Here is a 26590-nt window from a genome sequence, read left to right on the forward strand (position 1 = left end):
TTTCCTTGACCTTTTTTTCTAGCATGCGATTAACCGGCCGTCAGAACAGACCGGACTAGTCTGCGTTTTTCATGTCAGTCGAGGATTTCAAGGGGGGCTTATGTCCTGTATGCGCGTCCTTTGCTGTTTGCTGCCGATTTCCTGCGCGTCAGCGGCCGAGCTGAACCTGCAAACCCCCGTCACACCCATTGCGCGCCAGCAGTACGATCTGCACACCATGCTGCTGATCATCACCGGCGTGATCTTCGCGCTGGTGTTCCTGGTGATGTTCTACGCCATCGTTCGCCATCGCAAGGCCGCCGGCCATCAGGCCAAGCACTTCCATGAAAATACCACGGTGGAAATCATCTGGACGGTGATCCCGCTGCTGATCCTGATCGGCATGGCCTGGCCGGCCACCAAGGTGGTGTTGTCGCAGAAAAGCACGCGCGGCGAGGACATGACCATCAAGGTCACCGGTTATCAATGGAAGTGGCGCTACGACTATCTGGACGACAGTTTCGGCTTCATGAGCCATCTGTCCACGCCGCGCGAGGCCATCGCCAACGCCGCGGCCAAGCCGACCAACTATCTGCTGGAAGTGGACGAGCCGCTGGTGGTGCCCACCGGCAAGAAAGTCCGGCTGCTGTTGACCGCCAACGATGTGATCCACTCCTGGTGGGTGCCGCAGCTGGGCGTCAAACAGGATGCGATTCCCGGCTTCCTGCGCGACAGCTGGTTCCGCATCGACAAGCCCGGCACCTATCGCGGCCAGTGTTCCGAGTTGTGCGGCAAGGACCACGGCTACATGCCCATCGTGGTGGAAGCCAAGGCGCCAGAGGATTACGCCAAGTGGCTGGAAGCCAAGAAAAAACAGATGGCCGCGGCGGCGGATGATCCCAACAAGGTGTGGACGCTGGCCGACTTGAAAGCCCGCGGCGAAAAAGTCTATGCCCAGAACTGCGTCGCCTGCCACCAGGCCAACGGCAAGGGCCTGCCCGGTGCCTTCCCTGCCTTGGACGGCTCCAAGATAGCCACCGCCGACAAGCCGGCGCACATCCACATCGTGCTGTTCGGCAGCCAGAAAAACCCGGCGATGCAAGCCTGGGGCAAGCAGCTGTCCGATACCGACATCGCCGCGGTGATCACCTATGAGCGCAATGCCTGGGGCAATCACACCGGTGAAATGGTACAGCCCAAAGAGATCAAGGCGGCCCGCGGCGCCACCGGCTGAGCCCGGCGCTGAAGGCGGACCCTCGCAAGGAGAGTGATATGGCAATTGTCGACGACGCCGGCCATGCCGGCCACGCGCCGGAGCATCATGAACGCCCGCGCGGCATCATGCGCTGGCTGGCGGCCACCAACCACAAGGACATCGGTTCGATGTATCTGTGGTTCTCCTTCACCATGTTCCTGTCCGGCGGGGTGATGGCGCTGTGCATCCGCGCCGAGCTGTTCCAGCCCGGCCTGCAGTTCTTCCAGCCGGAGCTGTTCAATCAATTCACCACCCTGCACGGCCTGATCATGGTATTCGGCGCCATCATGCCGGCCTTTACCGGCCTGGCCAACTGGATGCTGCCGTTGATGATAGGCGCGCCAGACATGGCCTTCGCGCGCATGAACAACTGGAGCTTCTGGCTGCTGCCGCCGGCGGCCTTGCTGCTGCTGCTGTCCTTCATCGTGCCCGGCGGCGCCGCCGCGGCCGGCTGGACGCTGTACGCGCCCTTGTCCACCCAGATGGGCATGGGCATGGACATGACCATCTTCGCCATCCACATCATGGGCGTCAGCTCCATCATGGGGTCGATCAACATCATCGTCACCATCCTCAATCTGCGCGCGCCGGGCATGACCATGATGAAGATGCCGATGTTCGCCTGGGCCTCGCTGATCACCGCCTACCTGATCATCGCGGTGATGCCGGTGCTGGCCGGGGTGGTCACCATGGTGCTGACCGACCGCCATTTCGGCACCCATTTCTTCAATGCCGCCGGCGGCGGCGATCCCATCCTGTACCAGCACGTGTTCTGGTTCTTCGGTCATCCCGAGGTCTACATCATGGCCTTGCCGGCTTTCGGCATCATCAGCCAGGTGATCCCGACCTTCGCCCGCAAGCCCTTGTTCGGCTACACCTCCATGGTTTACGCCACCTCCAGCATCGGCGTGTTGTCCTTCATGGTGTGGGCGCACCATATGTTTGCCACCGGCATGCCGGCCACCGCCCAGCTGTTCTTCATGTACGCGACCATGCTGATCGCGGTGCCCACCGGGGTCAAAGTGTTCAACTGGGTGGCCACCATGTGGCAGGGCAGCATGACGTTTGAAACGCCGATGCTGTTCGCCATCGGCTTCATCCTGCTGTTCACCATAGGCGGACTGTCTGGCGTCACCCTCAGCGTGGCGGCGGTGGATATTCAGCTGCACGCCAGCTACTACGTGGTCGCCCACTTTCATTACGTGCTGGTGGCCGGAGCGCTGTTCAGCCTGTTCTCCGCCATCTATTACTGGTTTCCCAAGATGACGGGCAAGATGTACCACGAGGGCCTGGGCAAGCTGCACTTCTGGTGGTCCTTGCTGTGGTTCAACGTCACCTTCTTCCCCATGCACTTCCTTGGCCTGGCCGGCATGCCGCGGCGGATTCCCGACTACGCGCTGCAGTTCACCGAGTTCAACCAGATCGCCAGCATCGGCGCCTTCATGTTCGGCTTCGGTCAATTGATCTTCCTGTTCAACATCCTGCGCTCGCTGCGCCACGGCAAACCGGCGCCGCAACTGCCGTGGGAGGACGCCAATACGCTGGAATGGACGATTCCGACCCCGGCGCCCTACCACAGCTTCATCGAAGCGCCGCAGCTGGAAGTGATAGAGAACGGCGTGGTGGTGTCCAGCCGCGGCGGCGAGCACCACTGAGACCGATGCGATGGAAGCCGCCGCCAAACAGAGCCGCAGCAACCGCCAGCTGATGAAGAAGCTGGCGGTGGTGGCGCTGCTGATGTTCGTCTTCGCCTGGGGGCTGATCCCGCTATACCGCGTGGTGTGCGAAGTCACCGGTCTCAATAACGTGGTCAAGGCCGATAGCCTGGACGAGGCCGCGCCGGCCACGGCGGCGGCGCACGATGTGGAAATGACTTTCGATGCCACGGTGCAGGCCGGCCTGCCGTGGCAGGTGCGGCCCTTGCAGACTCGGCTCAAGGTGAAGCCCGGCCAGTTCGTGCAGGTGGAATATGAAATCACCAATGCCAGCGGCCAGCGGGTTGTGGGGCAGGCGATTCCGCGTTACCTGCCGGCGGCGGCGGCTGAGTATGTGAAGAAGCTGGAATGCTTCTGCTTCCGCCAACAGGCGTTCGCGCCGGGCGAAACCCGGCGTTTTCCGGTGGTATTCGTCGTAGACAAGCGTTTGCCGGCCTCGATAGACAGCATCACGCTGGCCTATACCGTATTCGATGTGCCGGGCAACGCGGGAGCCGGTTCATGAGGGCATGGCAAGGAGTGTTGGCGGTGCTGTCCGCCTTTTTCGGCGTGCGCCGCAAGGCGGACGCGCGCGAGGACAGCAAGCTGTCGCCGCTGCAGCTGATATTGACCGCGCTGTTGTTGGCGGCCACTTTTATTGGAGTGTTGCTATTGGTGGTGCGGCTGGCCACGTCCTAATCGGTGTGCGGGGAGAACGCAATGACGACAGCGAATGAGCAGGAGCAGACGCATTATTTCGTGCCACAGCCATCGCGCTGGCCGGCGGTGGGCGCGGTGGCGTTGTTTTGCCTGGGATTGGGCGCGGCTTTCGCCGTCAATGGCCAGCCGCTGGGCAAGCTATCGCTGGGCGTGGGCGCGCTGATCTTGATCTATATGCTGTTCGGCTGGTTCGGCGATGTGATCCGCGAAAGCCGGCATGGCGATTACCAAGGCAAGGAGGACATGTCCTTCCGCTGGGGCATGGGCTGGTTCATCTTCTCGGAAGTGATGTTCTTCGGCGCCTTTTTCGGCGCCTTGTACTGGGTGCGGGTGGTATCGGTGCCGACCTTGGGCGAAATGGACTACAAGATACTGTACCCGGACTTCGACCCCTCCTGGCCGCTGGCCACCGGGCCCGGCATCACCAAACCCTACCAGGCGATGGGCGCCTGGGGCCTGCCGGCCTTGAATACCTTGATCCTGCTGAGTTCCGGCGCGATGGTGACCTGGGCGCATTGGGCATTGCTGCAGGGCAAGCGGCAGCAGTTGAAGCTGGGCCTGCTGCTGACCGTGCTGCTGGGTAGCTTGTTCCTGTGCCTGCAACTGTTCGAATACGGCCATGCGATGTCGGAGCTGAACCTGACCCTGGCCTCGGGCGCCTACGGCATGACCTTCTTCATGCTGACCGGCTTCCACGGCCTGCATGTGCTGCTGGGCACCATCATCCTGGGCGTGGTCTGGCTGCGGGTGATGCGCGGACATTTTGACGACCAGCACCATTTCGCCTTCGAGGCGGCGGCTTGGTATTGGCACTTCGTCGACGTGGTGTGGCTGTTGCTGTTCGTTTTCGTCTACTGGTTGTGAGAGACAGCTTAGCTATCTGCCGCGCGGCGGCAGAACCAAAGGCCAGGGGCCGCCGCCGGACGGGGGCGGCCGCTTCGGCTAAGCTTGGTGAGGACGCCACCAACCAAACAGCGCGCCCAGCAGCAAGAGCAGGAACAGGCCGATGGACAGGCCTATGCGCAGAGTGAGGGAACGAACCAGGCGTTGAGAGCCCTGATCGGACTTCAGCAAGCCGGTCAGACCCCAGAACAGAGCGAGCAAGATGCAGGCGAGCAAGAACAGGATGACAAATTTCATCGCGCAATCCCCCGGTCGATTGGATCGTCAGTCTTCAGCTTTAAAGTCTAGCGGCAAACGCCTGGCTTGGCTGTGTTTATTGCTCATGGCCTTGCTGCCCTTCCTGTTGGCGGCATGGCAATGGCAGCGCGCGCAGGAAAAGGCCGAGCTGCTGCGCTCGCTGACCAGCGCCATCGGCGTGCAACCGGTCAGCCTGCTCTACCGCGAGGCCAGCCCGCAGCCGGAGTTCACCCGGGTGGCGCTGCCGGACGCGCATCCGGCCGGACCGGTGCTGCAGCTGGAAAACAGCTATCTGGGCGAGGTCAAGGGGCGGCGGGTATTGCAGCCATGGCGGCTCAGCGACGGCGCGATGGCCCTGGTGGACCTGGGCTGGCTGGCCGACGGCGTGACGCTGCCCGCCATCGACCCGCTGGCGCTGACCTTGCGCGGCCATTGGATGCCCTTGCCGCGCCATTTCGTGCTGCCCGGCGCGGTGGCCGGCATCCAGGGGCGAGTCGATTCCATCGATATGACCGCGCTGCGCCAGCGCTACTCCGGTCCCTGGCATCAGGGCGTGGTGGTATTGGAGCATTCGCAGGATCCGCTGCGGCATTGGCCGGTGCTGCCGGAGTTCATGCCGGAACGCCATTACGCCTATGCGGCGCAATGGCTATTGCTGGGCCTGCTACTGCTCTTGTCCTTGTATTCACTGAGGAGGCGTTCCCAATGACGCAGGTGGAGGTGTCGCCGACGGCGCGTCGCGGCCGGCTGAAGCTGTTGTTGATGGCGGCGATCTGCCTGGCGCCGGTACTGGCCTCCTGGGCGGTGTACCGGCTGATGCCGCCGCAGGGTGGCAAGAGCTACGGTCAGTTGCTGCCGACCCGGCCGTTCGTGCTGACCGGCGCGCAAGGCTGGCCGCGCGGCAAATGGGTGCTGGCGGCCAGGATAGAGCCGGGCTGCCAGGCGCGCTGCCAGCAGCGCTTTTTCGCGATGCGTCAGATCCAGATCGCCCAGGGCGAGGCCGCCGGCCGGCTGACCCGGCTGGGTTGGCAGGAACAGGCGCTGCACGAGGATGTGGACGCCACCCACATCGTGCAAACCGTGCAGACGGACGTCGACGATGGCGGCTATTACCTGGTGGACCCGTTGGGCAACCAGGTCTTGTTCTACCCCGATGCCGCCGATCCCAAGAAAGTGATACAGGAAATCGGCCGGGTGCTGAAAACCAATAACGGCATCGGTTGAGTCCATTCTGTCGCGGCGCACGCGCGGTTCGCGACATTCGCAGTTTGTTGGCCGCTCGACAAGGGGAGCGCAGCATGAGGCGACTGATCTGGCTGGCATTCATCCTGGCATGCGTGGTCGTGCCTTTCGGCGCCTATGTGCGCCTGTCCGACGCCGGGCTGGGCTGCCCGGACTGGCCGGGATGCTACGGCCAGATTTCTCCGCACCACGCCGCCGCCGAAATCCTGCAGCAGCACGCACAGAACCCTGACGGACCGGTCAGCCTGGGCAAGGCCTGGCGGGAAATGGGGCATCGCTACCTGGCCGGCGCGCTGGGTTTGCTGATCGTCGCCATCGGCTGGCAGGCGTGGCGGCGCAAATACCATCGCCGCGCGGCCGGCGCCTTGTTGGCGGTGGTGTTGCTGCAGGGCTTGCTGGGCATGTGGACGGTGACCTTGCTGCTGAAACCGGCCATTGTCACCCTGCATCTATTGGGCGGAGCATCGGTGCTGCTGTTGCTGGCCTGGCTGGCGCTGTCGCCGCGGCTGCCGCCTTTGGCCGCGCCGGCGCCGCTGGCCTGGCTGGCGCGCGCGCTGGCGTTGGCGGTGGCATTGCAGCTGGCTCTGGGCGGCTGGGTGTCCACCAATTACGCGGCGCTGGCCTGTCAGGGTTTTCCCGCCTGCAATGGCGAATGGTGGCCGCAGATGCGCTTCGAACACGCTTTCCATCTATTCCGCGCGCTGGGCGAAGCGCCTGACGGCAGTCCGCTGGCAGTGGGCAATCTGGTGGCTATCCACTGGCTGCACCGGCTGGGGGCCCTGTTGGTGGCCGCGCTGTGCCTGAGTGTGGCGCGCGCCGGCTGGCGGCTGCCGGCGCTGCGCGGCCACCTGTGTTGCTTGCTGGCGGCGCTGTCGCTGCAGATCGGGCTGGGCATCGCCAATGTGCTGCTGGCGCTGCCCTTGCCGGTGGCGGTGCTGCACAATGCCGGCGCCGCCTGTTTATTGCTGCTCAGCAGCCTGCTGGCCTGGCGGCTGCGCCCGCTGGCACGGCAGGCGCGGGCGGTGGAGCAGCCGTTGCTGCGCGCGGCCAAGGACGGCCGCGAATGGGTTTGAACGCCGGATGGCAAAGGGGGGAGCATGGACGCAATAGAGCTTAGGCAGGCGCGCCAGCATGCGCTGGCCCTGCTGCTGCTGGCCAAGCCCAGGGTGGTGGGGCTGATCGTGTTTTGCGCGGTGATCGGCATGTTTCTGGCGGGGCCGGGCTGGCCGGACCCGGCGCGCTTGCTGCCGGCCACCGCCGGCATCGCGCTGGTGGCCGGCGCGGCGGCGATGATCAATTGCCTGGTGGAGCGCTCGGTGGACGTCAATATGCGTCGCACCGCCTGGCGCGCCACCGCGCGCGGCGAAGCCGGCGTCGGCGAAACCCTGGTCATCGCGCTGACCGCCGGCGGCATCGGCATGGCCTTGTTGGCAGGCCTGGTCAATGCGCTGACCGCCTGGCTGACGCTGGCCACCTTCGTCGGCTACGCCATCGTCTACACCCTGCTGCTCAAGCCCAATACGCCGCAGAACATCGTGATCGGCGGCGCCAGCGGCGCGATGCCGCCGGTCTTGGGCTGGGCGGCGATGACCGGCGAGGTGCACGCGTTCGCGCTGGTGCTGTTCCTGATCATCTACGCGTGGACGCCGCCGCATTTCTGGGCGCTGGCGCTGTACCGCCGCGACGACTATGCCCGCGCCGGCCTGCCCATGCTGCCGGTGACTCACGGCCAGCGCTTCACCACGCTGTCGATTCTGCTGTACTCGCTGCTGCTGTCGGCGGTGACCTTGCTGCCGGTGGCGATGGGGATGTCGGGCTGGTTCTATCTGCTGGCGGCGCTGGCCCTGGACGCGCGGCTGGTGTTTCTTGCCGTGCGCCTGCATCGTCAGTATGCTGACGCTTTGGCCCGCCGCACGTTTGCTTGGTCGATCTGGTATCTGACTTGGCTATTCGCGGCTCTGCTGATAGACCATTACTGGCTGATACCCGTTTCCTGATGCGCAAATTGATAAAACTCGCCGGCTGGCTGCTGCTGCCGCTGTGGCTGGCCGCCTGCTCGCCGGAAGAACCCAAACTGGACCTGAAAGGCACCGATGTCGCCGGCGCGTCCATCGGCGGCGATTTCACCTTGACCGATCACCAAGGCCAGCGCCGCAGCCTGTCCCAGTACCAGGGCAAGGTGGTGGTGCTGTTCTTCGGCTACACCCATTGCCCGGACGTGTGCCCGACCACCATGCTGGAATACGCGGCCGCGGTGAAGCAGCTGGGCGACAAGGCCGGCGAGGTGCAGGTGCTGTTCGTCAGCATCGATCCCGAGCGCGATACGCCGCAGGTGCTGGCCGGCTATGTGCCGCATTTCAATCGCAGCTTCGTCGGCCTGACCGGCACGGCCGGCGAGGTGGAGCAAATCAAGAACCAGTACAAGATCGTTGCCCAGCGCGTCAGCCAGCCGGGCGGCGGCTATAGCGTGGATCACAGCGCCGGCTCCTATTTGCTGGACAAGAAGGGCCGCTTGCGGGTGTTTGAGGCCTATGGCACGCCGTCGGCGAGCTTGGCTCATGATATTGGCCAGTTGTTACGCTAAACTTGGGCTATCGGAAACTGACGCAGACATGAAAGTCGGATCAAAGTGAGCAACGACCATAACGCTGGCGCAACATCCGGCTCGCAGCCATCGTTGGACCTCGCCAAATACACGCTGTCCACGTCGGTGGAGATCGCCCATCATCTGGCCGGCATCGCCAAGAACGGCCACATGGTGACGGTGTTTTCCAATAAGGGAAAAACCTTCATCCTGACCCGTTTCCTGGAAGTGGACCACAAGGCTGGTACCCTGGTGTTCGACTGGGGCGCGGACCCGGAGACCAATGAACACTTGCTGGCCAGCGAGCGCAACGTCTTCGTCTGCTCGCCGGAAGGGGTCAAGACCCAGTTCGTCACCGGCCAGGTGCGGCGCATAGACTGGGACGGCCAGCCGGCGTTCCAGGCCGACCTGCCCGAGCAAGTGATCAAGCTGCAGCGCCGCGAGTTTTTCCGCATCCAGACGCCGGTGGCCAATCCGGTGATCTGCCATGTGGCCGATTATCCGCACAAACCGGCGGACCTGATCCTATTCGACATCAGCCTGGGCGGCGTCAGCATGTGGCTGCCGCAGGCCGACACGCCCGGCTTCGAGATCGGCCAGCAATACCAGCGCTGCACGCTGGACCTGAAACCGCTGGGCGCATTGCATCTCGGCCTGGAGGTCAGGCATAGGCTGGCCGCCAAGCTGCGCAACGGCAACGAGGCGGTGCGCATCGGCTGCTCCTACCTGGGGCTGACCCCGGCGCTGGAAACGCAGATCCAGCGCTATGTCGGCCTGCTGGAGCGCGAACGCCGCGCGCTGGTGGGCTAGCCCGACGCCTAAGCTCTGTTTTCATTCCGATTTTCATTCTTGCCGCAAGACACCATGAAGCTGACTATTGCCCTGTCCAAAGGGCGCATCTTTGAAGAAACCCTGCCCCTGCTGGCCGCCGCCGGCATCATTCCGGCGGAGGACCCCGAAGCCTCGCGCAAGCTGATCATCGGCACCAACCATCCGGGCGTGCAACTGGTGATCGTGCGCGCATCCGATGTGCCGACCTATGTCCAGTACGGCGCGGCCGATCTGGGCATCGCCGGCCGCGACGTGCTGATCGAGCACGGCGGCGCCGGCCTGTACCAACCGCTGGATCTGAATATCGCCAAGTGCAAGATGATGGTGGCGGTGCAGAATGGCTTTGACTACGAGGCAGCGGTGCGCCGCGGCGCGCGCTTGAAGATCGCCACCAAGTACCCGCAGATCGCGCGCGAACACTTCGCCCGCAAGGGCGTGCACGTCGATATCATCAAGCTCTACGGCTCGATGGAACTGGCGCCGCTGGTCGGCCTGGCCGACGCCATTGTCGACCTGGTGTCCACCGGTGGCACGCTGCGCGCCAATGATCTGTGCGCGGTCGAGCACATTGTCGACATCAGTTCGCGGCTGGTGGTCAACCAAGCCGCGCTCAAGCTCAAACACGACGTGATCCAGCCGGTGCTGGACGCATTCGCCGGCGCCGTGCCGGCCTGAGGTCTGTCCCCATGCTGAAACTGTCCTCCTCCCAAGCCGATTTCACCGTCCGCCTGCAGGCGCTGCTGGCCTTTGAAACCGCGCAGGACCCGGCTGTCGACGCTGCCGTCGCCGCCATCTGCGACGATGTCAAGGCGCGCGGCGACGCCGCGGTGATCGATTACACCAACCGATTCGACCGCATGCGCGCCGCGTCCATGGCCGACTTGACGCTGTCGCGGGAGCAACTGGAAGCCGCCTTCCACCGGCTGAGCGATCCGGTGCGCCACGCGCTGAGCACCGCCGCGGAGCGGGTACGCCGCTATCACGAAAAGCAGTTGGCGCATTCCTGGAGCTACCAGGACGAGGACGGTACCTTGCTGGGCCAGCAGGTGACGCCGCTGGACCGCGTCGGCATCTATGTGCCGGGCGGCAAGGCCGCCTATCCCAGCTCGGTGTTGATGAACGCGATGCCGGCCAAGGTGGCCGGCGTCGGCGAAATCATCATGGTGGTGCCGACGCCGGACGGGGAGCGCAACGATCTGGTGCTGGCCGCCGCCTACATCGCCGGTGTCGACAAGGTGTTCACCTGTGGCGGCGCGCAAGCGGTGGCTGCGCTGGCCTACGGCACCGAGACCGTGCCCCAGGTCGACAAGATCACCGGGCCGGGCAATGCCTATGTCGCCGCGGCCAAGCGCCGCGTGTTCGGCGTGGTCGGCATCGACATGGTGGCCGGTCCGTCCGAGATCCTGGTGATCTGCGACGGCGACACCCCGCCGGATTGGGTGGCGATGGACCTGTTCAGCCAGGCGGAGCACGATGAAATCGCCCAGGCCATCTTGTTGTGCCCATCGGCGGACTATATCGCCGAGGTCGAGGCCAGCATCGCCAAGCTGCTGCCGCAGATGCCGCGCCGGGCCATCATCGAGGCCAGCCTCGGCAATCGCGGCGCGCTGATCCAGGTTGGTGACCTGGCCGAAGCCTGCGAGATCGCCAACTACATCGCGCCCGAGCATCTGGAGCTGTCGGTGGCGAACCCGGACGAATTGCTGCCGCTGATCCGTCACGCCGGCGCCATCTTCATGGGACGCTTCACTTCGGAAAGCCTGGGCGATTATTGCGCCGGCCCCAATCATGTGCTGCCCACCAGCCGTACCGCGCGCTTCGCCAGCCCGTTGGGCGTCTATGACTTCCAGAAGCGCAGCAGCCTGATCCGGGTGTCCCAGGCCGGCGCGCAGTCGCTGGGCCAGGTCGCCAGCCTGTTGGCCCATGGTGAAGGCCTGAGCGCGCACGCGCGCGCGGCCGAGCTGCGGCTGGACGCCTAGCCTAGGGAGCAAAGCGCGGCCGTATCGCTTAAGCTGGGAAGATAACCGGAGAATGCGATGCTCAGCCTGCCACGTATCGCGGCCGGACTCTGTCTGGCCGTTTTCATGTCCGCTGCCTGCTGGGCGCAGCCGCGCGTGTTTGTCGTCGAAAGCTATCACAGCGATTACCCCTGGGATCAGGATTACCGCCGGGCGATACAGGAGCGCCTGGGCAAGCGGACGCAACTGAGTTATTACGCGATGGACACCAAGCGTCTGCCGCCGGCCCAGCACCAGGCGCGCGCAGACGAGGCGCTGGCGATGGCGGCGAAAATAAGGCCGGACCTTGTCATCGTCGGCGACGACGCCGCGTTACAGAGAGTGGGCAGCAAGCTGGCGCAGCAAGGCGTGCCGGTGATCTATCTGGGCATCAACAACAATCCGCGCAATTATTTCCCGGGCGCGGCGCCCCGCGTCAGCGGCGTGCTGGAACGGCCGCTGATCCTGCGCAGCGTCTTCGAGCTGGGCAAAGCCGTCAAAGGGCTGCGCAGCGCGCTGGTGCTGTTCGATGACGACCTCACCTCGCGCATCATCCGCGACGAAACCTTCGTCGGCCGCGACAGCATGCTGCTGGCCAATATCCACGTCGATCTGGCCTTGACCGGTTCCTATGCGGAATGGCAACGGCGGGTACAGGGCGCGGCCGGTCGTTACCAGGCGATCTGGGTGGGGCTCTATTTCACCTTGCGCGGCGCCGACGGCAAGGTGGTGCCGGGAGACGAGGTGCTGCGCTGGACCGCCGCCCACGCCAAGCTGCCCTTGTTCGCGTTCTGGGATTTCGCCGTGGGCAAGGACAAGGCCGCCGGCGGCCTGGTGCTGTCGGGCTACGAGCAGGGCAGGGAGGCGGCCAAGATGGCCGAGCAGGTGTTGTTTCAGCAGCAGCCGGTCGCCAGCCTGTTCCCGGTGACGCCGTCGGAAGGGCGCTATGTTTTCAGCCGCAGCGCGCTGGCGCGCGACGGTGTGGAACTGCCGGCGCGGCTGCAACAACGGGCGCATTGGCTCGAGTAGCTGAAAGCGAATGAACCAGCTACTATAGCTTTTCGCCGTTTCCGATAACGCGGCCTCGTCAGCGGGGCTCTTGTTGGCCGCAAGGCCGTATTGCAAGATCATGAAAAAGTCCGTCCGACAACTGGTGCGCGATGAGATCGCCGCCATCAGCGCTTACCCGGTAGCCTCCGCAGACGGCTACATCAAGCTCGACGCCATGGAGAATCCGTGGCCCTTGCCGGCCGAACTGCGCCAGGAACTGGCGCGGACCCTGGCAGATGTCACCGTCAATCGTTACCCGGACCCGTCCGGCGGCACGCTGAAAGCCCAGCTGAAGCAGGCGTTTGCCATACCCGAGCCGGCCGAGGTGCTGCTGGGCAACGGCTCCGACGAGCTGATCACCCTGGTGGCGCAGTCCTTGGCCCGCCCCGGCGCCAAGCTGCTGGCGCTGGAGCCGTCCTTCGTGATGTACAAGATGAACGCGCTGTTTTCCGGCCTCGACTATGTCGGCGTGCCGCTGCGTTCCGATTTCAGCCTGGACCTGCCGGCGACGCTGGCGGCCATCGCCGAGCATCAGCCGGCGGTGGTGTTCGTGTCCTATCCCAACAACCCGACCGGGCCGCGTTTCGCCCGCGCCGAGGTGGAGGCGATCTGCGAGGCCGCGCCCGGCCTGGTGGTGGTGGACGAGGCTTACCAGGCCTTCGCCAGCGACAGCTTCATGAACCTGGCCGGCCTGCGCGATAATCTGATCGTGATGCGCACGCTGTCCAAGCTGGGCCTGGCCGGCATCCGCCTCGGCTATGCCGCCGGCCCCGCCGCCTGGATCCAGGAGCTGGACAAGGTGCGGCCGCCGTACAACGTCAATGTGTTGACCCAGGCCGCCGCGCGCTTCTCGCTGCGCCATATCGAGGTGTTCAACCGCCAGGCGGCGGAGCTGTGCGAGGAACGCGGCCGGCTGGCCGCCGGCCTGGCGCGTCACGCCGCCATCGAGGCTTTCCCGTCGGAAGCCAATTTCATCACCATCCGGGTGCCGGACGCGCCGGCCTTGTATCAGCATTTCAAGGCCAGCGGCATCTTGATCAAGCAACTGCACGGCAGCCATCCGCTGCTGGCGCAATGCCTGCGCCTGACCGTGGGCGCTCCGCAGGAAAACGACGCCATGCTGGCGGCCCTGGACGCTTACTTCGCCTGAGCCATGAGAACCGCAACCGTTACCCGCAATACCCTGGAAACCCAGATCACCGTCAGCCTGAATCTGGACGGCACCGGCGTCGGCCGCTTTGAAACCGGCGTGCCCTTTCTCGACCACATGATGGACCAGATCTCCCGTCACGGCCTGATCGATCTGGACGTGGTCGCCCACGGCGATCTGCATATCGACGCCCACCACACGGTGGAGGATATCGGCATCACCCTGGGGCAGGCCTTCGCCAAGGCGATAGGCGACAAGAAGGGCATCCGCCGCTATGGCCACGCCTACGTGCCGCTGGACGAGGCCTTGAGCCGGGTGGTGATCGATCTGTCCGGCCGCCCCGGCCTGGTATACAAGGTTGAATACACTCGCGCCAGCATTGGCCAGTTCGATGTCGACCTGTTTTCCGAGTTCTTCCATGGCTTCGTCAACCACAGCATGGTCACGCTGCATATAGACAATCTGCGCGGGGTCAACAGCCATCACCAGGCCGAGACCATCTTCAAGGCCTTCGGCCGCGCCTTGCGCATGGCCTGTGAGGCGGACGAGCGCATGGCCGGGCAGACGCCGTCGACCAAGGGCACGCTGAGCGCATAAGCCGGTCGCGCCGTTTTTTCCCCAGGGTTCCGGATTCGGCTGGAGCCCTGCCACCCCCGAAGCGAACTTGTAGGATGGCGATGAAAGTTGCAGTAGTGGATTACGGCATGGGCAATCTGCATTCGGTGCTCAAGTCGGCGCAGGCGGTCAACGATATCGGCGCCGAGATCTTTCTCACTAGCGAGCCGGAGGCCGTGCTCAAGGCTGACAAGGTGATCTTCCCCGGCCAGGGCGCGATGCCGGACTGCATGCGCGAGCTGCATCAGCATGGGCTGGCCGAGGCGATAAGGGAAAGCACCAAGAACAAGCCGTTTTTTGGCATCTGCGTCGGCGCGCAGCTATTGTTCGAGGAAAGCGAGGAGGGGCCGACCCAAGGCCTGGGCCTGTTTTCCGGCAAGGTGGCGCGTTTTGCCACCGGATTGCGCGACGCCGAGGGCGAGCGCCTGAAAGTGCCGCACATGGGCTGGAACCAGGTGTTCCAAACCGCGGTCCATCCCTTGTTCGCCGGCATCGCCGACGGCGAACGCTTCTATTTTGTGCATAGTTACCACTTCGCGCCGGCCGATGCGGGCCTGACGCTGGCGGAAAGTGAATATCCAGAGCGGTTTTCATGTATTGTCGGTCGTGGGAACATCTTCGCAAGCCAGTTCCACACCGAAAAGAGCCACCGGGCCGGCCTTCAGATGATGAAGAACTTCCTGGCCTGGGATGGCAGTGTTTAACTCACGTTTGATTTAGCACCATGCTGCTCATACCCGCGATAGACCTGAAAGACGGTCAATGCGTACGCCTGAAACAGGGCGTGATGGACGATGCCACCGTTTTCTCCGACGACCCCGTGCAAGTCGCCGCCCATTGGCGCGATCAAGGCGCCCGGCGCCTGCATCTGGTCGATCTCAACGGCGCTTTCGCCGGCAAGCCCAAGAATCTGGCGGTGATCCGCGACATCCTGGGCGAAGTCGGCGACGAGATGCCGGTGCAATTGGGCGGTGGCATCCGCGACCTGGACACCATTGAAAAATACCTGGACATGGGCTTGTCCTACGTGATCATTGGCACCGCCGCGGTCAAGACCCCGGGCTTTCTGCACGATGCCTGCGACGCCTTCCCCGGTCAGGTCATCGTCGGCCTGGACGCCAAGGACGGCATGGTGGCGATAGACGGCTGGGCCAAGATCACCAACCACCACGTGACCGATCTGGCCAAGCGCTTCCAGGACTACGGCGTCAACTCGGTGATCTACACCGACATCGGCCGCGATGGCATGATGAACGGCGTCAATATCGACGCCACCGTCAAGCTGGCGCAGGCCTTGACCATCCCGGTGATCGCCTCCGGCGGCCTCAGCAACCTCGACGACATCCGCGCGCTGTGCGCGGTGGAGGACGAGGGCATTGAAGGCGCGATCACCGGTCGCGCGATCTACGAGGGCAGCATCGATTTCGCCGCCGCGCAGACGCTGGCCGACGAACTGTCGGACTGATAGCCTGTTTCTGACTCATCAAGCCGCCGGCCCGTACGCACTGTTCGGGCCGGTTGGCCGTTTGCCGGACCCCATATGCTTGCCAAACGCATCATCCCCTGTCTGGACGTGACCGCGGGTCGCGTCGTCAAAGGCGTCAACTTCCTGGGTCTGCGCGATGCTGGCGATCCGATTGAAATCGCCCGCCGCTACAACGAGCAGGGCGCGGACGAATTGACCTTTCTCGACATCACCGCCAGCTCGGACCAGCGCGACATCATCCTGCATGTGATCGAGTCGGTGGCGGAACAGGTATTCATTCCGCTGACCGTGGGCGGCGGCGTGCGGGAAGTGGCGGACATCCGCCGCCTGCTCAGCGCCGGCGCGGACAAGGTCAGCATCAACACCGCGGCGGTGAGCAATCCACAGCTGGTGAGCGAGGCGGCGGATCGCTTCGGCAACCAGTGCATCGTGGTGGCGGTGGACGCCAAGGCGGTGACGCCGGAAAACGATCGCTGGGAAGTGTTCACCCACGGCGGCCGCAACCGCACCGGCATCGACGCGGTGGAGTGGGCGCGCAAAATGCAGCAACTGGGCGCCGGCGAAATCCTGCTGACCAGCATGGATCGGGACGGCACCAAGATAGGTTTCAATCTGGAGCTGACGCGCGCGGTGTCGGAAGCGGTGGAGATTCCGGTGATCGCCTCCGGCGGCGTCGGCACGCTGCAGCACCTGGTGGACGGCGTCAAGCTGGGCAAGGCCGACGCGGTGCTGGCCGCCAGCATTTTCCATTTTGGCGAACACACCGTGGGCGAGGCCAAACAGGCAATGCGGAACGCCGGCATCGAAGTGCGGCTGTGAGCGCCTTCCGATCGACACTCTTGCCGGCGTCTTAATTTGAGGCGAAGCGGGCGCCGCGCTGAATCATTTGCCGCGCCGCCACTCATAGCCAAGGCGCGCGGCCTTCTAAAGGTGAACCATGAATTGGTTGGATGAAGTCAAATGGGATGGCCAGGGCCTGGTCACCGCGATTGCCCAGGACGCCGCCAGCGGCCGGGTACTGATGGTGGCGTGGATGAACCGGGAAAGCCTGGAACTGACCGCCGAAACCGGCGTGGCCCATTACTGGAGCCGTTCGCGCGGCAAGCTGTGGAAGAAGGGCGAGGATTCCGGCCATCTGCAAAGCGTCAAGGAGCTGCGGCTGGATTGCGACGGCGACGTGGTGGTGATGCAGATCGAGCAGGCCGGCGGCATCGCCTGCCATACCGGTCGCGAAAGCTGCTTCTATCGTCGCTTCGACCCGGCGCGGCAGGACTGGGAAGTGGTGGACGCGGTATTGAAGGATCCGGACGCCATCTACGGCAAGGGCTGACTTGCGCGCGGTCAACGCCTTGCGGCGGTTGGCCGTTAGAATGGCAGCCGGCGAGGCGATTGTTATCGTTTTGCCATCGGAACGACATATACTTGCCGGGGTTGCGGCGTTAAAGGAGGAGAGACATGAGCCAGGATGTGCTGAAAACCATAGCGGACACGCTGGAAGCGCGGCGCGAGGCCAGTTCGCAGTCTTCCTACGTGGCTTCCCTGTTTCACAAGGGCGAGGACGCTATTTTGAAGAAAGTGGCGGAAGAGGCGGCGGAAACGCTGATGGCCTCCAAGGACAAGGACAAGCTGCACCTGGTGCGCGAAGTGGCCGATCTGTGGTTTCACAGCATGGTGTTGCTGACCTACCATGGCCTGCGACCAGAAGACGTGCTGATGGAGTTGAAACGGCGCGAAGGCATTTCCGGCCTGGACGAAAAAGCCTCCCGCGCGCCCACCCCTTAAGATTGAGCGAGAGCCGACAATAATGACAGACTGCATCTTCTGCAAAATCGTGGCCGGGCAGATTCCGGCCAATAAAATCTACGAAGACGACGATGTGCTGGCCTTCCACGACATCCGTCCGATTGCCCCGGTGCATTTCATGCTGATTCCCAAGCAGCACGTGGATTCGCTGGCCCATTGCGGCCCCGAGCACGAGGCGGTGCTGGGCAAGATGCTGACGCTGGCGCCCAAGCTGGCGCGCGAGCAGGGCCTGGAGGGCGGCTTCAAGACCGGCATCAATACCGGCCGCGGCGGCGGGCAGGAAGTGTTCCACCTGCACGTGCATGTGTTCGGCCACAAGAACTGATTGGCCCACGCGGCCGCAGCGGGAGGCCGGGCGGCCTCCGCGTACTAATTCGATTTGATAAGGAAGTGAATCATGGGTTCTTTCAGCATCTGGCACTGGTTGGTGGTTCTGCTGATCGTGGTGCTGGTGTTCGGCACCAAGAAACTGCGCAATATCGGTGAAGATCTGGGCGGCGCGGTCAAAGGCTTCAAGGAAGGCATGAACGGCGAGAACGACAAGGCCGCCAAGGACAAGCCGGCTGAAACCGGCCGCATCATCGACGGCGACGCCGACAAGAAATAAGGCGCGGGCGGCTCTAGCGTGTTTGAAATCAGCTTTGGCGAAATCCTGTTGATAGGCGTGGTGGCCCTGGTGGTATTGGGGCCGGAGCGCTTGCCGACGGTGGCGCGCACCTTGGGTGCGCTGGTGGGCCGCGCGCAGCGCTTCGTGGCCACGGTGAAGGCGGACATCCAGCAGCAGGCCAATCTGACCGGCTTGAACGAGCTGCGTCAGGATATCGAGGACGCGGCGCACTCGTTCAAAGGCCAGATCGACGCCGAAGTGCGGGGCGTGCGCGAGGCGATGGAGCAGAACAGCGCCGAACTGCGTTCGCTGGCGGACGAGGCGCGCGCGCCGGTGGAGGAAGCGGCCAACGCCATCCATGGCGGTTTGCAGCCGGATTTGCTGGACCCGCCGCCGGAGCAGGCCGAGGCCGCGCCGGCCAAGGACGAGAACCAACTGGATCTGTTCGACGATATCCCGCCGGCCAAGCCCGCCGCTTCCGCGGCGGCGCAGCCGGCCGAGCCGCCGGCGGCGCATTGAGCCCGGCAGGCCGGGCGGCCAGCCACGCCAACCTGACTCCATTGGAAACCCCCGCGAATGAATGAACAACCCTTGCTCGCGCATTTGATCGAGCTGCGCACCCGCCTGGTGCGGGCGCTGCTCGGCGTCGCGCTGGTGTTTCTCGGCCTGTTCCACTGGTCGGGCGATATCTACCATTTATTGGCCAAGCCCTTGCTGGACGCGTTGCCGCAAGGCGCCAACATGATAGCCACCGATGTCACCGCGCCGTTCTTCGTGCCGGTCAAGGTGACCATGCTGGTGGCTTTCCTGATCTCGCTGCCCAATACCCTGTACCAGATCTGGGCCTTCGTCGCGCCCGGGCTCTACCATCACGAGAAGCGTTTGGTGCTGCCCCTGGTGGTGGCCAGCCTGTTGCTGTTCCTCACCGGCATGGCTTTCGCCTACTTCCTGGTGTTCCCGGTGGTGTTCGGCTTCATGTCGGCGGTGACACCGGTCGGGGTCAGCATGATGACCGATATCGATAAATACCTATCCTTTGTGCTCGGCATGTTCCTCGCCTTCGGCGTCACCTTCGAGGTGCCGGTGGTGGTGATCCTGCTGGTGCGCATGGGCGTGGTATCGGTGGAAAAACTGCGCCAGGGGCGGCCCTATGTGATCGTCGGCGCCTTCGTCGTCGCCGCCATCGTCACTCCGCCGGACGTGTTGTCGCAGACGCTGCTGGCGGTGCCGTTGTGGTTGCTGTACGAGGTGGGCATTTTCATGGCGGTGTTCCTGGGCCGCAAGAAGGAGCGCGCGATGTTGGAGGACCGGCCATGAGCCGCAATGTTTGGCATTATGGCGCGGCGGCTTCGCTGATCGCGCTGATCCTGCTGTGCCTGGCCTGGGAGTTGTGGCTGGCGCCGCTGCGTCCAGGCGGTTCCTTGCTGGCGCTGAAGGCGGCGGTGCTGCTGTTGCCGCTGCGCGGCATCCTGAGCCAGCGTCTGTACACCTATCAATGGGCCAGCATGTTCATCCTGGCCTATTTCACCGAGGGCGTGATGCGCGGTTGGGCCGATCGCGGCCTGTCGCAACAACTTGCATGGGGCGAAATCTTTTTGAGCGGACTATTCTTCGTCTGTGTATTGGGCTTTGCCAGAACCTTCAAGTTGTCGCGTCAGCCGCAGTAGACCTCGCGCGCAGCCAAAAGGAAGCCGTCAGCTCATGCTGACGGCTTTTTTTGCGTCCATCGCGCATGCGGTAGGCAGACTGTGAAACTTGCCGTAGTCATGCGGCGAACGCCGCAAACGGCTTGGTTTACAATCGCCGCGAAACCGCGAACTTGAATCGGCGGGAATCCAAAAAAAAACATAGTTTGGTTGGGGAGTGTATAAATGCGGAACATGACGATTGCGGCCCGGATTACCCTGGGTTTCGCCTTATTGCTGGTCGCGCTGTTGGTGACTGGAATGCTGGCCTTCATTGGCCTGGGCAGTATTTCCAGCCGGGTGGAGGCTGTCAGCACCCATGAGTTGGCCTTCTACCGCGATGTGGTGGAGCTGCAGCAGCACATGGGCAACTTGCGGCGCTTCGAGAAGGACTATTTCATCAATCTGGCCGACAACGCCAAGCGCGCCGAGTACAGCGAGAAGTGGAGCAAGACGCTGGACGGCGCGCACGCGGCGATCAAGAATGCCGGCACCCATCCGCTCAACGGCGATTCCGCCCAGCAACTGAACGCGCTGGACGGCCTGCTCAACAGCTATGCCGATGGTTTCAAGGCGGTGGCCGGCAAGATCGACAAGCATGAGATCGTCAGCACCAGCGATGCCAATAGCGCGTTCAACCAGTACAAGAGCAGCATCCACCAGATGGAGGATGTGAGCGCCAAGCTGGCAAAAGGCGGCTCCGATGCGGTGGCGCAGTTGCGCAGCCAGATCGATGCGTCCGCCGACGCGGTGCGCAGTCAGTTGCTGAGCACGGTGGTGATTGGCCTGCTGGCCAGCCTGGTGGTGTCCTGGTACATCATCCGCTCCATCCGCATTCCGCTGCTGCAGATGCGCGATTCCGCGCAGCAGCTGGCGCAAACCTGCGATTTGAACCTGGCCTTGCCGGACTTTGGCCGCAACGAGCTCGGCAGCGTCGGCGAGTCGCTGGCCTCGCTGGTCGGCACCGTGCGCCGGCTGGTGCAGGAGGCGCAGGGTCACGCCACCCATCTGGCCGGCGCGTCCGGGCAGATGGCCGACGTCAGCCACCAAGTGTCCAATGCCTCGGCCAATCAGGCCGAGTCCGCTGCCAGCGGCGCCGCGGCGATCGAGCAGATGTCGGTCAGCATCAATCTGGTGGCCGACAATACCCGCGATGTGGAGCAGCAGGCGCGCCAGACCATGGCGCAGGCGGATCGAGGCAATGGACTGGCGGAAACCGCAGCCAGCGAAATCCAGCTGATCGCCAGCGGCATCACCGCAACCTCGGCCGTGATGGACCAGCTCAACCAGCGATCCAGCGATATCGGCGACATCGTGCGGGTGATCCGCGACATCGCCGACCAGACCAATCTATTGGCGTTGAACGCGGCGATCGAGGCGGCGCGCGCCGGCGAGATGGGGCGCGGCTTCGCGGTGGTGGCCGACGAGGTGCGTCAGCTGGCCGAGCGTACTAGCCAGGCCACCGCCGAGATCTCCACCCATATCGAGGGGGTGCAGACCGATACCCAGCGCGCTTACCAGAGCATGCAGCAGGCGAATGCCCGCATCGAAAGCGGGGTCAGCAGCACTTCCAGCGTGGCGGAGGCATTGCGTGAAATCCATCAGCTGTCGCAGCACTCGGTGGAACGCATCACCGACATCGCCAACGCGATCAAGGAGCAGAGTCACGCCAGCCAGCTGGTGGCGAACAATGTCGAGCAGATGGCGCAGATGAACGAGAGCACCGCCAAGGCGTCCGGCCAGGCCAGCCGCTTGTCGCAGGAATTGCAGCAGCTGTCGGTCGATCTGGACACTAATTTGAAGCGCTTCCGCACCTAAGAAGCTGTTTACGATCTGCTGCGCGTCGTGAAGCGTTGCACGGTGAGTCGCGCTCACGGTGCGCCATGGCTCAGCCGGCGATGCCCAGCGCGTCCAGGCTGTTGCGGCGCAAGGCGCGGCGCAGTTCCGGTTCCGGCCGGCCGCGAAGCTCGGCCAGCAGCGCGCTGAAGGCGGCGAGATGGGCCGGTTCATTGGGCCGGTCCTGGGCGAATTCCGGGCGGATGTCGGGCGCGTCGGTTTCCAGCACCAGGCCGGACAGCGGCAGCGTGGCCGCCAGCCGGCGGATGCGCTGCGAGCCGGAGTAGCTCATCGCGCCGCCGAAGCCCAGTTTCAAGCCTTGGCGCAACATTGCGTCCGCCTGCTGCGGGCTGCCGTTGAAGGCGTGGGCGATGCCCAGCTCGACGCGCTGCTCGCGCAGATGCTTGAGCACGCGGTCCACCGAGCGGCGCACATGCAGCACCACCGGCAGCGCGTATTTGCGCGCCAGTTTCAGTTGTTCGACGAACAAGGCCTCCTGCCGCGCCGGGTCCAGCTCCGGTAGGTAGAAATCCAGGCCGATTTCCCCCACCGCTTCCGGCCGCTGCTCGCGCAGCGCGCGCTCCAGCTGTTCCAGATGTTCGTCCAGATGCTGTTCCAGATAGATGGGATGCAGGCCGAAGCCTATCCAGCAGCCGTGTTCGCGGCGCATGGCGGCGGCCGCGTCGAAGGTGTCGGCGCGCACCGCTGGTACCAGGATCTGGCCGACGCCGGCGGCGCGCGCGCGTTGCAGCACCGCGGACAGCATTGGCGCCAGCTCCGGCGCGTCCAGGTGGCAATGGGTGTCGATCAGCGCCTCGGGCGCGGGCAGGGCGGGGAAACGGTGCATGGCGGATGGGCTCGCTCAGCCGGCTTCCGGCTGCAATTGCTGCAGCAAGTATAGCCGTTGGTAAATGCCGCCCAGCGTCATCAGCTCCTCATGGTCGCCGGTTTCGGCGATCTGGCCGTGGTTGAGCACGATGATGCGGTCGGCGTCGCGGATGGTGGACAGGCGATGGGCGATGGAGATCAGCGTGATCTGGCCATGCAATTGTTCCAGCGCGCGCTGCACCACCTGTTCGGTTTCGCTGTCGATATGCGAGGTGGCCTCGTCCAGCAGCAGGATGCGCGGCTTGCCGGCCAGCGCGCGGGCGATGGCGATCAACTGCTTCTGGCCGCTGGAGAGCCGCGATCCGCTCTCGCCCATATCGGTGTCGTAGCCCTGCTCCAGCGCCAGGATCAGTTCGTGGGCGCCGGCGGCGCGCGCGGCGTCCTCGATCTGTTGTTGCGACAGTGGCCGGCCCATGGCGATATTGTCGCGCGCGCTGGCGGCCAGCAGGAAGGGCTCCTGCGGCACCAGGCCGACGCCGTCGCGGAAGGCCGCGTCGTCGAAGGACGCCAGCGGCTGCTCATCGATCAGGATGTCGCCGCCTTGCGGCGCATAGAAGCGCAGCAGCAGCGACAGCAAGGTGGATTTGCCGCTGCCGGTGTGGCCGACGATGCCGATGAAGCCGCCGGCCGGAATCTCCAGCGATAAGTCGCGCAGCACCGGGTGTTCGGGTTGATAGGCGAAATTCAGCCGGCGGAAACTGACCGCGCCCTGGCCGATGCGGCCCTGTCCGCCGTCGGCGGCCGCCGCGGGCTCCTGCAGCAGCGCATCCACCCGCGCCGCCGCCACCACCGCTTGCTGCAGCTGGCTGAACTGCATGGTGATCTGGATCAGCGGGTCCACCATGCGGCCGATATAGCTGATGAAGGCGTAGAGCACGCCGATCTGCAGCGCGCCCAGCGGCCGCTGGCTGAAGCTGTAGATCACCGCGGCCAGCAGCAGCACCTTGAGCAGGTCCAGCGCCGGACGCAGCAGCCAGGCATTGGCGGTCAGCTCGGCCATGCGCGCCCGGTAGTAGTTGTGGTTGGCGCGGTCGAAGCGCTGGGCGAAGCGTCCGGCGGCGTTGCTGGCCTGCAGCACGCTCATGCCGGCGATGGATTCGGCCATCTGCGCGTTGATGTCGCTGCGCAGCGCGCGGGCGCGCGTCACCGAGGGCGCGCTCCAGCGCTGGTAGAGCCAGACGATGGCCAGCATCGCCGGCAGCAGCAGCGCGGCCAGCAGCATCAGCCGCCAGTCCAGCCAGGCCATCGCCGCCATCACGCCGATGACGACGATGCTGCTGTCCAGCATCACGAACAGCACTTGCACGTACAAGGCTTTCACCGACTCGGTGTCATTGGTGACGCGGCTGACCAATTGGCCTGTGATCGCCTTGTCGAAAAAGGCCATCGGCAGCCGGATCACGTGGCGGTAGACCTGTTCGCGCAGCCTTTGCACCGAGCGCATCGCCACGCCGGACAGGCGCACCAGCTGCAGATAGCGCAGGCTGGAAGCGGCGTAGCCGGCCAGCAGACAGGCGAACAGCAGCAGGCCCATTTCCAGCCACTGCGGCGCGCGCGGCAGCAGATAGCGGTCGATGAACACCTTGCCCAGCAGTGGCGACAGCGCCTCCAGCAGCGCGGCGGCGATCAGCCACAGCGTGCCCCACAGCACATGGCGCTTTTCCGGCGCGGCGGCCTGGCGCAGCAGAGCCAGCGCCCGGCTCCGGTTGATCGCGGACTGATCAGATTTCATCCAGGCTGGCCTCCAGTTGTTGATAGCGCCACTGGCTGGCGTACCAGCCGTTCAATTGCAGCAGCGCCTCGTGGCTGCCGGCTTCGGCGATGCGCCCCTGTTGCAGCACGATGATGTGGTCGGCGTCGGCCACCGCCGACAGCCGGTGACTGGCGATGATCACGCTGCGTCCGCGGCGCGCTTCGCGCAGATGCTGCAGGATCTGGGTTTCGGTCTGGGTGTCCACCGCCGACAAGGCGTCGTCAAGCAGCAGCAGCGGCGCGTCCGCCAGCAGCGCGCGGGCGATGGCCAGGCGCTGGCGCTGGCCGCCCGACAGCGCCACGCCTTTTTCGCCAACCGGCGTGGCGTAGCCCTGGGCCAGGCGCAGGATGTCCTCATGCACCGCCGCCAGCCGCGCCACGCGCTCGATCTCGCGCTCGGCGGCGTCCGGTCGCGTCAGCGCGATATTGTCAGCCACCGAGGCGGAGAACAGGAAGGACTCCTGCGGCACCCAGCTGATCGCCGCGCGCAGCGCGTCCATCTTGTATTCCTCCAGCGGCACGCCGTTCCAGCTGACGCTGCCGGCCGGCAGCGGGTATTGGCGCAGTAGCAGGCGCAGCAGCGTGGACTTGCCGCTGCCGGTGGGACCGACGATGCCCAGGGTCTGGCCGCGTCCCAGGCGCAGCTCGATCGCGCGCAGCGCCGGCGTGACCTGCCCCGGATAAGTGAAGTCCAGGCCGTGCCAGCGCAGCTCGCCGCTGGGCTCGCTCGCGTCGGCGCCGCTGTCGTCCACCGAGGCCGGCGCGCTCAGCACCGGTTCCAGCCGGTTCCAGCCGGCGCGGCCGCGTTCCAGCAACGACAGCACCCAGCCGGCGGCGAACATCGGCCAGATCAACTGACCAAGATACATGCTGAAGCTGGTCAGCGCGCCTATGGTCAGTTGTTGCTGCCATACCAGGTAGCCGCCGACGCCCAAGGTGGTCACTGAGGCGGTGATCAGCGTTAGCCCCACCACCGGCTCGAACGCCGCCTCCCAGCGCTGCGCTTGCAGGCTGTTGTCGGCGGCGCTGGCGGCCAGGCCGGCCAGCTCGCGGCTATTGCGCTCCTCCAGGCCCAGGGTGCGCAGCGTGCGCACCCCGCTCAGGGTTTCCTGCACATGGTCGTTGAGCCGGCTGAAGCTTTGTAGCGATCCGGCCCAGGCCTGGTGCACGCGGCGGGTGATGCGCCAGAAGGCGAAGGCCATCAGCGGAAACGGCAGCAGCGCGGCGGCGGCCAGCCGCCAGTCTATGCCCAGGGTCATCATCGCCAGCACCATCACCAGGGTCAGGCTGCCGTCGAAACCGGCCAGCATCGCCTCGCCGGCGGCCATTTCCACCGCGTCGATGTCATTGGTGGCGCGCGCCATCAAGTCGCCGGTGCGTTGATGGTGGTAGAAGCCCGGCCCCTGGAGGCTCAAGCGCTGATACAAGCGGGTACGCAGCTCCACGCCCAACTGGTAGGCGGCGGCGAACAGCTGCAGCCGCCAGCCGGCGCGCAGCAAATAGATCACCACGCCGAACAGTAGCAGCCAGCCCAGCTCATGCAGCAGCTGAGGGCCGCTGAGTTCGTGCTTGGCCAGCAGGTCGACGATCTCGCCTATCTTGCGCGGGATCAGCACGGTGAGTAGCGCCACGGCGGCCAGCATCAGCGCGGCGCGCAGATAGTAAGGCCAGTGGCGGCGGACGAAGCCGCGCAATAGCGCGGACAGGCTGGCGCCGGGGACGAGATCGGACGGGGTGGGCATGGCGGGGCGGGCTATCCGAATCGGGTATCGAGTCGGACATTCTATGCCGAATCCGATGGCGGCGTCAGATGCGATGCAAAGGGTGTTGTGTGTTCCGCGCAGCGGTTCTTAGAGCCTGTTCAAAGTCTCGCGAACAAGGGCGAGGCAAGGCGAAAACGAGCGAAAAAGCGGAATGTACAAGTGGTACATGAGCATTTTGAGCTTGGTTTCAACGCCGTATCGCCGAAGCGCAGCAGACTTTGAGCAGGTTCTTAGAGCCTGTTCAAAGTCTTTTGAGTAAGAGCCCCAAGAAGGCCAGATGGATGAACTGCAAGCTGGTATTGAGTTTCCGCTCGCAGTTCTTCCACAGCCTTCTGCTCTTTTCCAACCAAGCGAAGCTGCGCTCAACAACCCAGCGTTTGGGCATCACCTTGAAGGTATGCAGTTCGCTCCGTTTGGCAATCTGCACCGTCACGTCCGCCCCCAGAATTTCACTCACGCCTTGAGCAAAGGGTTTGCCGACATAGCCACTATCCGCCAGCAGGCTCTGAGCCC

The 26590-nt window shown here is 64.5% G+C and carries 32 protein-coding genes; 27 read left to right on the plus strand and 5 right to left on the minus strand.

Annotated elements, in window-relative coordinates:
* The first annotated feature begins 100 nt into the window (after nt 1-100).
* Genes coxB through VI26_RS01650 form a run of 5 tightly spaced genes read left to right on the plus strand, consistent with a single transcriptional unit; the run spans nt 101 to nt 4512 of the window.
* Nucleotides 101-1213, plus strand: coding sequence for a cytochrome c oxidase subunit II (gene coxB, locus VI26_RS01635; RefSeq protein ID WP_048407999.1), 1113 nt, complete (start codon nt 101-103; stop codon nt 1211-1213).
* A gap of 38 nt (nt 1214-1251) precedes the next feature.
* A complete protein-coding gene (ctaD, locus tag VI26_RS01640) occupies nt 1252-2889 on the plus strand; it encodes a cytochrome c oxidase subunit I (RefSeq protein WP_048408000.1) in 1638 nt (545 codons plus the stop codon).
* 10 nt (nt 2890-2899) lie between these two features.
* Nucleotides 2900-3454: a cytochrome c oxidase assembly protein gene (locus VI26_RS01645; protein ID WP_048408001.1), complete on the plus strand. Its 555-nt coding sequence runs from the start codon at nt 2900-2902 to the stop codon at nt 3452-3454.
* Complete coding sequence (locus VI26_RS23520) at nt 3451-3627, plus strand: DUF2970 domain-containing protein (protein WP_081544914.1); 177 nt, start codon at nt 3451-3453, stop codon at nt 3625-3627. The genes VI26_RS01645 and VI26_RS23520 overlap by 4 nt, the downstream gene beginning before the upstream one ends.
* Before the next feature lie 21 nt (nt 3628-3648).
* Nucleotides 3649-4512 carry a cytochrome c oxidase subunit 3 gene (locus VI26_RS01650; protein WP_048408002.1) on the plus strand — a complete coding sequence of 288 codons (864 nt, stop codon included), beginning with the start codon at nt 3649-3651 and terminating at the stop codon, nt 4510-4512.
* Between the two features lie 78 nt (nt 4513-4590).
* Here VI26_RS01650 and VI26_RS01655 read toward each other — a convergent pair whose 3' ends face one another.
* Entirely contained in the window at nt 4591-4788 is a 198-nt protein-coding gene (locus VI26_RS01655) for a DUF2909 family protein (protein ID WP_048408003.1), read from the minus strand.
* Between the two features lie 85 nt (nt 4789-4873).
* On the opposite strand from VI26_RS01655, the gene VI26_RS01660 reads away from it, so the two are divergent.
* The 22 genes from VI26_RS01660 to VI26_RS01765 all read left to right on the plus strand — a co-directional run bounded on the left by VI26_RS01660 (nt 4874) and on the right by VI26_RS01765 (nt 21656).
* Entirely contained in the window at nt 4874-5497 is a 624-nt protein-coding gene (locus tag VI26_RS01660; protein WP_082150820.1) for an SURF1 family protein, read from the plus strand.
* A complete protein-coding gene (locus tag VI26_RS01665) occupies nt 5494-6012 on the plus strand; it encodes a hypothetical protein (protein ID WP_048408004.1) in 519 nt (172 codons plus the stop codon). Before VI26_RS01660 ends, VI26_RS01665 begins: the two co-directional genes overlap by 4 nt.
* Before the next feature lie 74 nt (nt 6013-6086).
* Nucleotides 6087-7103 carry a heme A synthase gene (locus VI26_RS01670; RefSeq protein ID WP_048408005.1) on the plus strand — a complete coding sequence of 339 codons (1017 nt, stop codon included), beginning with the start codon at nt 6087-6089 and terminating at the stop codon, nt 7101-7103.
* 24 nt (nt 7104-7127) lie between these two features.
* Nucleotides 7128-8027 (plus strand): heme o synthase, encoded by a 900-nt coding sequence (locus VI26_RS01675; protein ID WP_048408006.1) that lies wholly within the window; start codon nt 7128-7130, stop codon nt 8025-8027.
* The gene (locus VI26_RS01680; RefSeq protein WP_048408007.1) at nt 8027-8614 is read left to right on the plus strand and encodes an SCO family protein; all 588 of its coding nucleotides are present in this window, start codon (nt 8027-8029) and stop codon (nt 8612-8614) included. The genes VI26_RS01675 and VI26_RS01680 overlap by 1 nt, the downstream gene beginning before the upstream one ends.
* Before the next feature lie 93 nt (nt 8615-8707).
* Nucleotides 8708-9424 carry a flagellar brake protein gene (locus VI26_RS01685; protein WP_231580938.1) on the plus strand — a complete coding sequence of 239 codons (717 nt, stop codon included), beginning with the start codon at nt 8708-8710 and terminating at the stop codon, nt 9422-9424.
* Between the two features lie 54 nt (nt 9425-9478).
* Nucleotides 9479-10120 carry an ATP phosphoribosyltransferase gene (hisG, locus tag VI26_RS01690; protein WP_048408009.1) on the plus strand — a complete coding sequence of 214 codons (642 nt, stop codon included), beginning with the start codon at nt 9479-9481 and terminating at the stop codon, nt 10118-10120.
* 11 nt (nt 10121-10131) lie between these two features.
* The gene (hisD, locus tag VI26_RS01695) at nt 10132-11424 is read left to right on the plus strand and encodes a histidinol dehydrogenase (RefSeq protein ID WP_048408010.1); all 1293 of its coding nucleotides are present in this window, start codon (nt 10132-10134) and stop codon (nt 11422-11424) included.
* 105 nt (nt 11425-11529) lie between these two features.
* Entirely contained in the window at nt 11530-12471 is a 942-nt protein-coding gene (locus tag VI26_RS01700; protein WP_048408041.1) for an ABC transporter substrate-binding protein, read from the plus strand.
* 100 nt (nt 12472-12571) lie between these two features.
* Complete coding sequence (gene hisC / locus VI26_RS01705) at nt 12572-13642, plus strand: histidinol-phosphate transaminase (protein WP_048408011.1); 1071 nt, start codon at nt 12572-12574, stop codon at nt 13640-13642.
* Between the two features lie 3 nt (nt 13643-13645).
* Nucleotides 13646-14239 carry an imidazoleglycerol-phosphate dehydratase HisB gene (gene hisB, locus VI26_RS01710; protein WP_048408012.1) on the plus strand — a complete coding sequence of 198 codons (594 nt, stop codon included), beginning with the start codon at nt 13646-13648 and terminating at the stop codon, nt 14237-14239.
* 80 nt (nt 14240-14319) lie between these two features.
* Nucleotides 14320-14961 (plus strand): imidazole glycerol phosphate synthase subunit HisH, encoded by a 642-nt coding sequence (gene hisH / locus VI26_RS01715; protein ID WP_048408013.1) that lies wholly within the window; start codon nt 14320-14322, stop codon nt 14959-14961.
* 20 nt (nt 14962-14981) lie between these two features.
* Entirely contained in the window at nt 14982-15722 is a 741-nt protein-coding gene (gene hisA, locus VI26_RS01720) for a 1-(5-phosphoribosyl)-5-[(5-phosphoribosylamino)methylideneamino]imidazole-4-carboxamide isomerase (protein WP_048408014.1), read from the plus strand.
* A 75-nt stretch (nt 15723-15797) separates the two neighbouring features.
* A complete protein-coding gene (gene hisF, locus VI26_RS01725; RefSeq protein ID WP_048408015.1) occupies nt 15798-16562 on the plus strand; it encodes an imidazole glycerol phosphate synthase subunit HisF in 765 nt (254 codons plus the stop codon).
* Between the two features lie 118 nt (nt 16563-16680).
* Nucleotides 16681-17073, plus strand: a complete 393-nt coding sequence (gene hisI / locus VI26_RS01730; RefSeq protein ID WP_048408016.1) for a phosphoribosyl-AMP cyclohydrolase — start codon at nt 16681-16683, stop codon at nt 17071-17073.
* 125 nt (nt 17074-17198) lie between these two features.
* Nucleotides 17199-17525, plus strand: a complete 327-nt coding sequence (locus tag VI26_RS01735) for a phosphoribosyl-ATP diphosphatase (protein WP_043589545.1) — start codon at nt 17199-17201, stop codon at nt 17523-17525.
* A gap of 22 nt (nt 17526-17547) precedes the next feature.
* Entirely contained in the window at nt 17548-17871 is a 324-nt protein-coding gene (locus VI26_RS01740) for a histidine triad nucleotide-binding protein (protein ID WP_048408017.1), read from the plus strand.
* Between the two features lie 72 nt (nt 17872-17943).
* Nucleotides 17944-18153 carry a Sec-independent protein translocase subunit TatA gene (gene tatA, locus VI26_RS01745; protein WP_043589548.1) on the plus strand — a complete coding sequence of 70 codons (210 nt, stop codon included), beginning with the start codon at nt 17944-17946 and terminating at the stop codon, nt 18151-18153.
* Between the two features lie 18 nt (nt 18154-18171).
* Complete coding sequence (gene tatB, locus VI26_RS01750) at nt 18172-18672, plus strand: Sec-independent protein translocase protein TatB (RefSeq protein ID WP_048408018.1); 501 nt, start codon at nt 18172-18174, stop codon at nt 18670-18672.
* 57 nt (nt 18673-18729) lie between these two features.
* On the plus strand, nt 18730-19470 hold the full coding sequence (tatC, locus tag VI26_RS01755; protein WP_048408019.1) for a twin-arginine translocase subunit TatC: 741 nt from the start codon (nt 18730-18732) through the stop codon (nt 19468-19470).
* Nucleotides 19467-19820, plus strand: coding sequence for a DUF2069 domain-containing protein (locus VI26_RS01760; protein WP_048408020.1), 354 nt, complete (start codon nt 19467-19469; stop codon nt 19818-19820). Before tatC ends, VI26_RS01760 begins: the two co-directional genes overlap by 4 nt.
* Nucleotides 19821-20033: 213 nt before the next feature.
* Nucleotides 20034-21656: a methyl-accepting chemotaxis protein gene (locus VI26_RS01765; RefSeq protein WP_048408021.1), complete on the plus strand. Its 1623-nt coding sequence runs from the start codon at nt 20034-20036 to the stop codon at nt 21654-21656.
* 70 nt (nt 21657-21726) lie between these two features.
* Here the strand turns inward: VI26_RS01765 and VI26_RS01770 are convergent, their stop codons facing one another.
* From VI26_RS01770 to VI26_RS01785, 4 genes are all read right to left on the minus strand, one after another.
* Nucleotides 21727-22521, minus strand: a complete 795-nt coding sequence (locus tag VI26_RS01770; protein ID WP_048408022.1) for a TatD family hydrolase — start codon at nt 22519-22521, stop codon at nt 21727-21729.
* A 15-nt stretch (nt 22522-22536) separates the two neighbouring features.
* Nucleotides 22537-24294, minus strand: coding sequence for an ABC transporter ATP-binding protein (locus tag VI26_RS01775; protein ID WP_048408023.1), 1758 nt, complete (start codon nt 24292-24294; stop codon nt 22537-22539).
* The gene (locus tag VI26_RS01780; protein ID WP_048408024.1) at nt 24284-26056 is read right to left on the minus strand and encodes an ABC transporter transmembrane domain-containing protein; all 1773 of its coding nucleotides are present in this window, start codon (nt 26054-26056) and stop codon (nt 24284-24286) included. The genes VI26_RS01775 and VI26_RS01780 overlap by 11 nt, the downstream gene beginning before the upstream one ends.
* A 262-nt stretch (nt 26057-26318) precedes the next feature.
* The coding region (locus VI26_RS01785) for an IS5/IS1182 family transposase (RefSeq protein ID WP_048408025.1) at nt 26319-26590 on the minus strand (272 nt) is incomplete at its 5' end.

The organism is Chromobacterium sp. LK1 (assembly GCF_001043555.1).
Taxonomy (GTDB): Bacteria; Pseudomonadota; Gammaproteobacteria; order Burkholderiales; family Chromobacteriaceae; genus Chromobacterium; species Chromobacterium aquaticum.

Coding starts and splice junctions, on each gene's coding strand:
- VI26_RS23520 (WP_081544914.1), top strand. CDS start 3,451: ATGAGGGCATGGCAAGGAGTGTTGGCGGTGCTGTCCGCCTTTTTCGGC.
- VI26_RS01735 (WP_043589545.1), top strand. CDS start 17,199: ATGAGCCAGGATGTGCTGAAAACCATAGCGGACACGCTGGAAGCGCGG.
- hisC (WP_048408011.1), top strand. CDS start 12,572: ATGAAAAAGTCCGTCCGACAACTGGTGCGCGATGAGATCGCCGCCATC.
- VI26_RS01660 (WP_082150820.1), top strand. CDS start 4,874: ATGGCCTTGCTGCCCTTCCTGTTGGCGGCATGGCAATGGCAGCGCGCG.
- VI26_RS01655 (WP_048408003.1), bottom strand. CDS start 4,788: ATGAAATTTGTCATCCTGTTCTTGCTCGCCTGCATCTTGCTCGCTCTG.
- hisH (WP_048408013.1), top strand. CDS start 14,320: ATGAAAGTTGCAGTAGTGGATTACGGCATGGGCAATCTGCATTCGGTG.
- hisF (WP_048408015.1), top strand. CDS start 15,798: ATGCTTGCCAAACGCATCATCCCCTGTCTGGACGTGACCGCGGGTCGC.
- tatC (WP_048408019.1), top strand. CDS start 18,730: ATGAATGAACAACCCTTGCTCGCGCATTTGATCGAGCTGCGCACCCGC.
- VI26_RS01775 (WP_048408023.1), bottom strand. CDS start 24,294: ATGAAATCTGATCAGTCCGCGATCAACCGGAGCCGGGCGCTGGCTCTG.
- VI26_RS01650 (WP_048408002.1), top strand. CDS start 3,649: ATGACGACAGCGAATGAGCAGGAGCAGACGCATTATTTCGTGCCACAG.
- VI26_RS01675 (WP_048408006.1), top strand. CDS start 7,128: ATGGACGCAATAGAGCTTAGGCAGGCGCGCCAGCATGCGCTGGCCCTG.
- VI26_RS01780 (WP_048408024.1), bottom strand. CDS start 26,056: ATGCCCACCCCGTCCGATCTCGTCCCCGGCGCCAGCCTGTCCGCGCTA.
- VI26_RS01670 (WP_048408005.1), top strand. CDS start 6,087: ATGAGGCGACTGATCTGGCTGGCATTCATCCTGGCATGCGTGGTCGTG.
- coxB (WP_048407999.1), top strand. CDS start 101: ATGTCCTGTATGCGCGTCCTTTGCTGTTTGCTGCCGATTTCCTGCGCG.
- hisD (WP_048408010.1), top strand. CDS start 10,132: ATGCTGAAACTGTCCTCCTCCCAAGCCGATTTCACCGTCCGCCTGCAG.
- VI26_RS01665 (WP_048408004.1), top strand. CDS start 5,494: ATGACGCAGGTGGAGGTGTCGCCGACGGCGCGTCGCGGCCGGCTGAAG.
- hisB (WP_048408012.1), top strand. CDS start 13,646: ATGAGAACCGCAACCGTTACCCGCAATACCCTGGAAACCCAGATCACC.
- VI26_RS01770 (WP_048408022.1), bottom strand. CDS start 22,521: ATGCACCGTTTCCCCGCCCTGCCCGCGCCCGAGGCGCTGATCGACACC.
- hisI (WP_048408016.1), top strand. CDS start 16,681: ATGAATTGGTTGGATGAAGTCAAATGGGATGGCCAGGGCCTGGTCACC.
- VI26_RS01740 (WP_048408017.1), top strand. CDS start 17,548: ATGACAGACTGCATCTTCTGCAAAATCGTGGCCGGGCAGATTCCGGCC.
- VI26_RS01680 (WP_048408007.1), top strand. CDS start 8,027: ATGCGCAAATTGATAAAACTCGCCGGCTGGCTGCTGCTGCCGCTGTGG.
- hisG (WP_048408009.1), top strand. CDS start 9,479: ATGAAGCTGACTATTGCCCTGTCCAAAGGGCGCATCTTTGAAGAAACC.
- hisA (WP_048408014.1), top strand. CDS start 14,982: ATGCTGCTCATACCCGCGATAGACCTGAAAGACGGTCAATGCGTACGC.
- VI26_RS01645 (WP_048408001.1), top strand. CDS start 2,900: ATGGAAGCCGCCGCCAAACAGAGCCGCAGCAACCGCCAGCTGATGAAG.
- ctaD (WP_048408000.1), top strand. CDS start 1,252: ATGGCAATTGTCGACGACGCCGGCCATGCCGGCCACGCGCCGGAGCAT.
- VI26_RS01765 (WP_048408021.1), top strand. CDS start 20,034: ATGACGATTGCGGCCCGGATTACCCTGGGTTTCGCCTTATTGCTGGTC.
- VI26_RS01700 (WP_048408041.1), top strand. CDS start 11,530: ATGTCCGCTGCCTGCTGGGCGCAGCCGCGCGTGTTTGTCGTCGAAAGC.
- VI26_RS01760 (WP_048408020.1), top strand. CDS start 19,467: ATGAGCCGCAATGTTTGGCATTATGGCGCGGCGGCTTCGCTGATCGCG.
- tatA (WP_043589548.1), top strand. CDS start 17,944: ATGGGTTCTTTCAGCATCTGGCACTGGTTGGTGGTTCTGCTGATCGTG.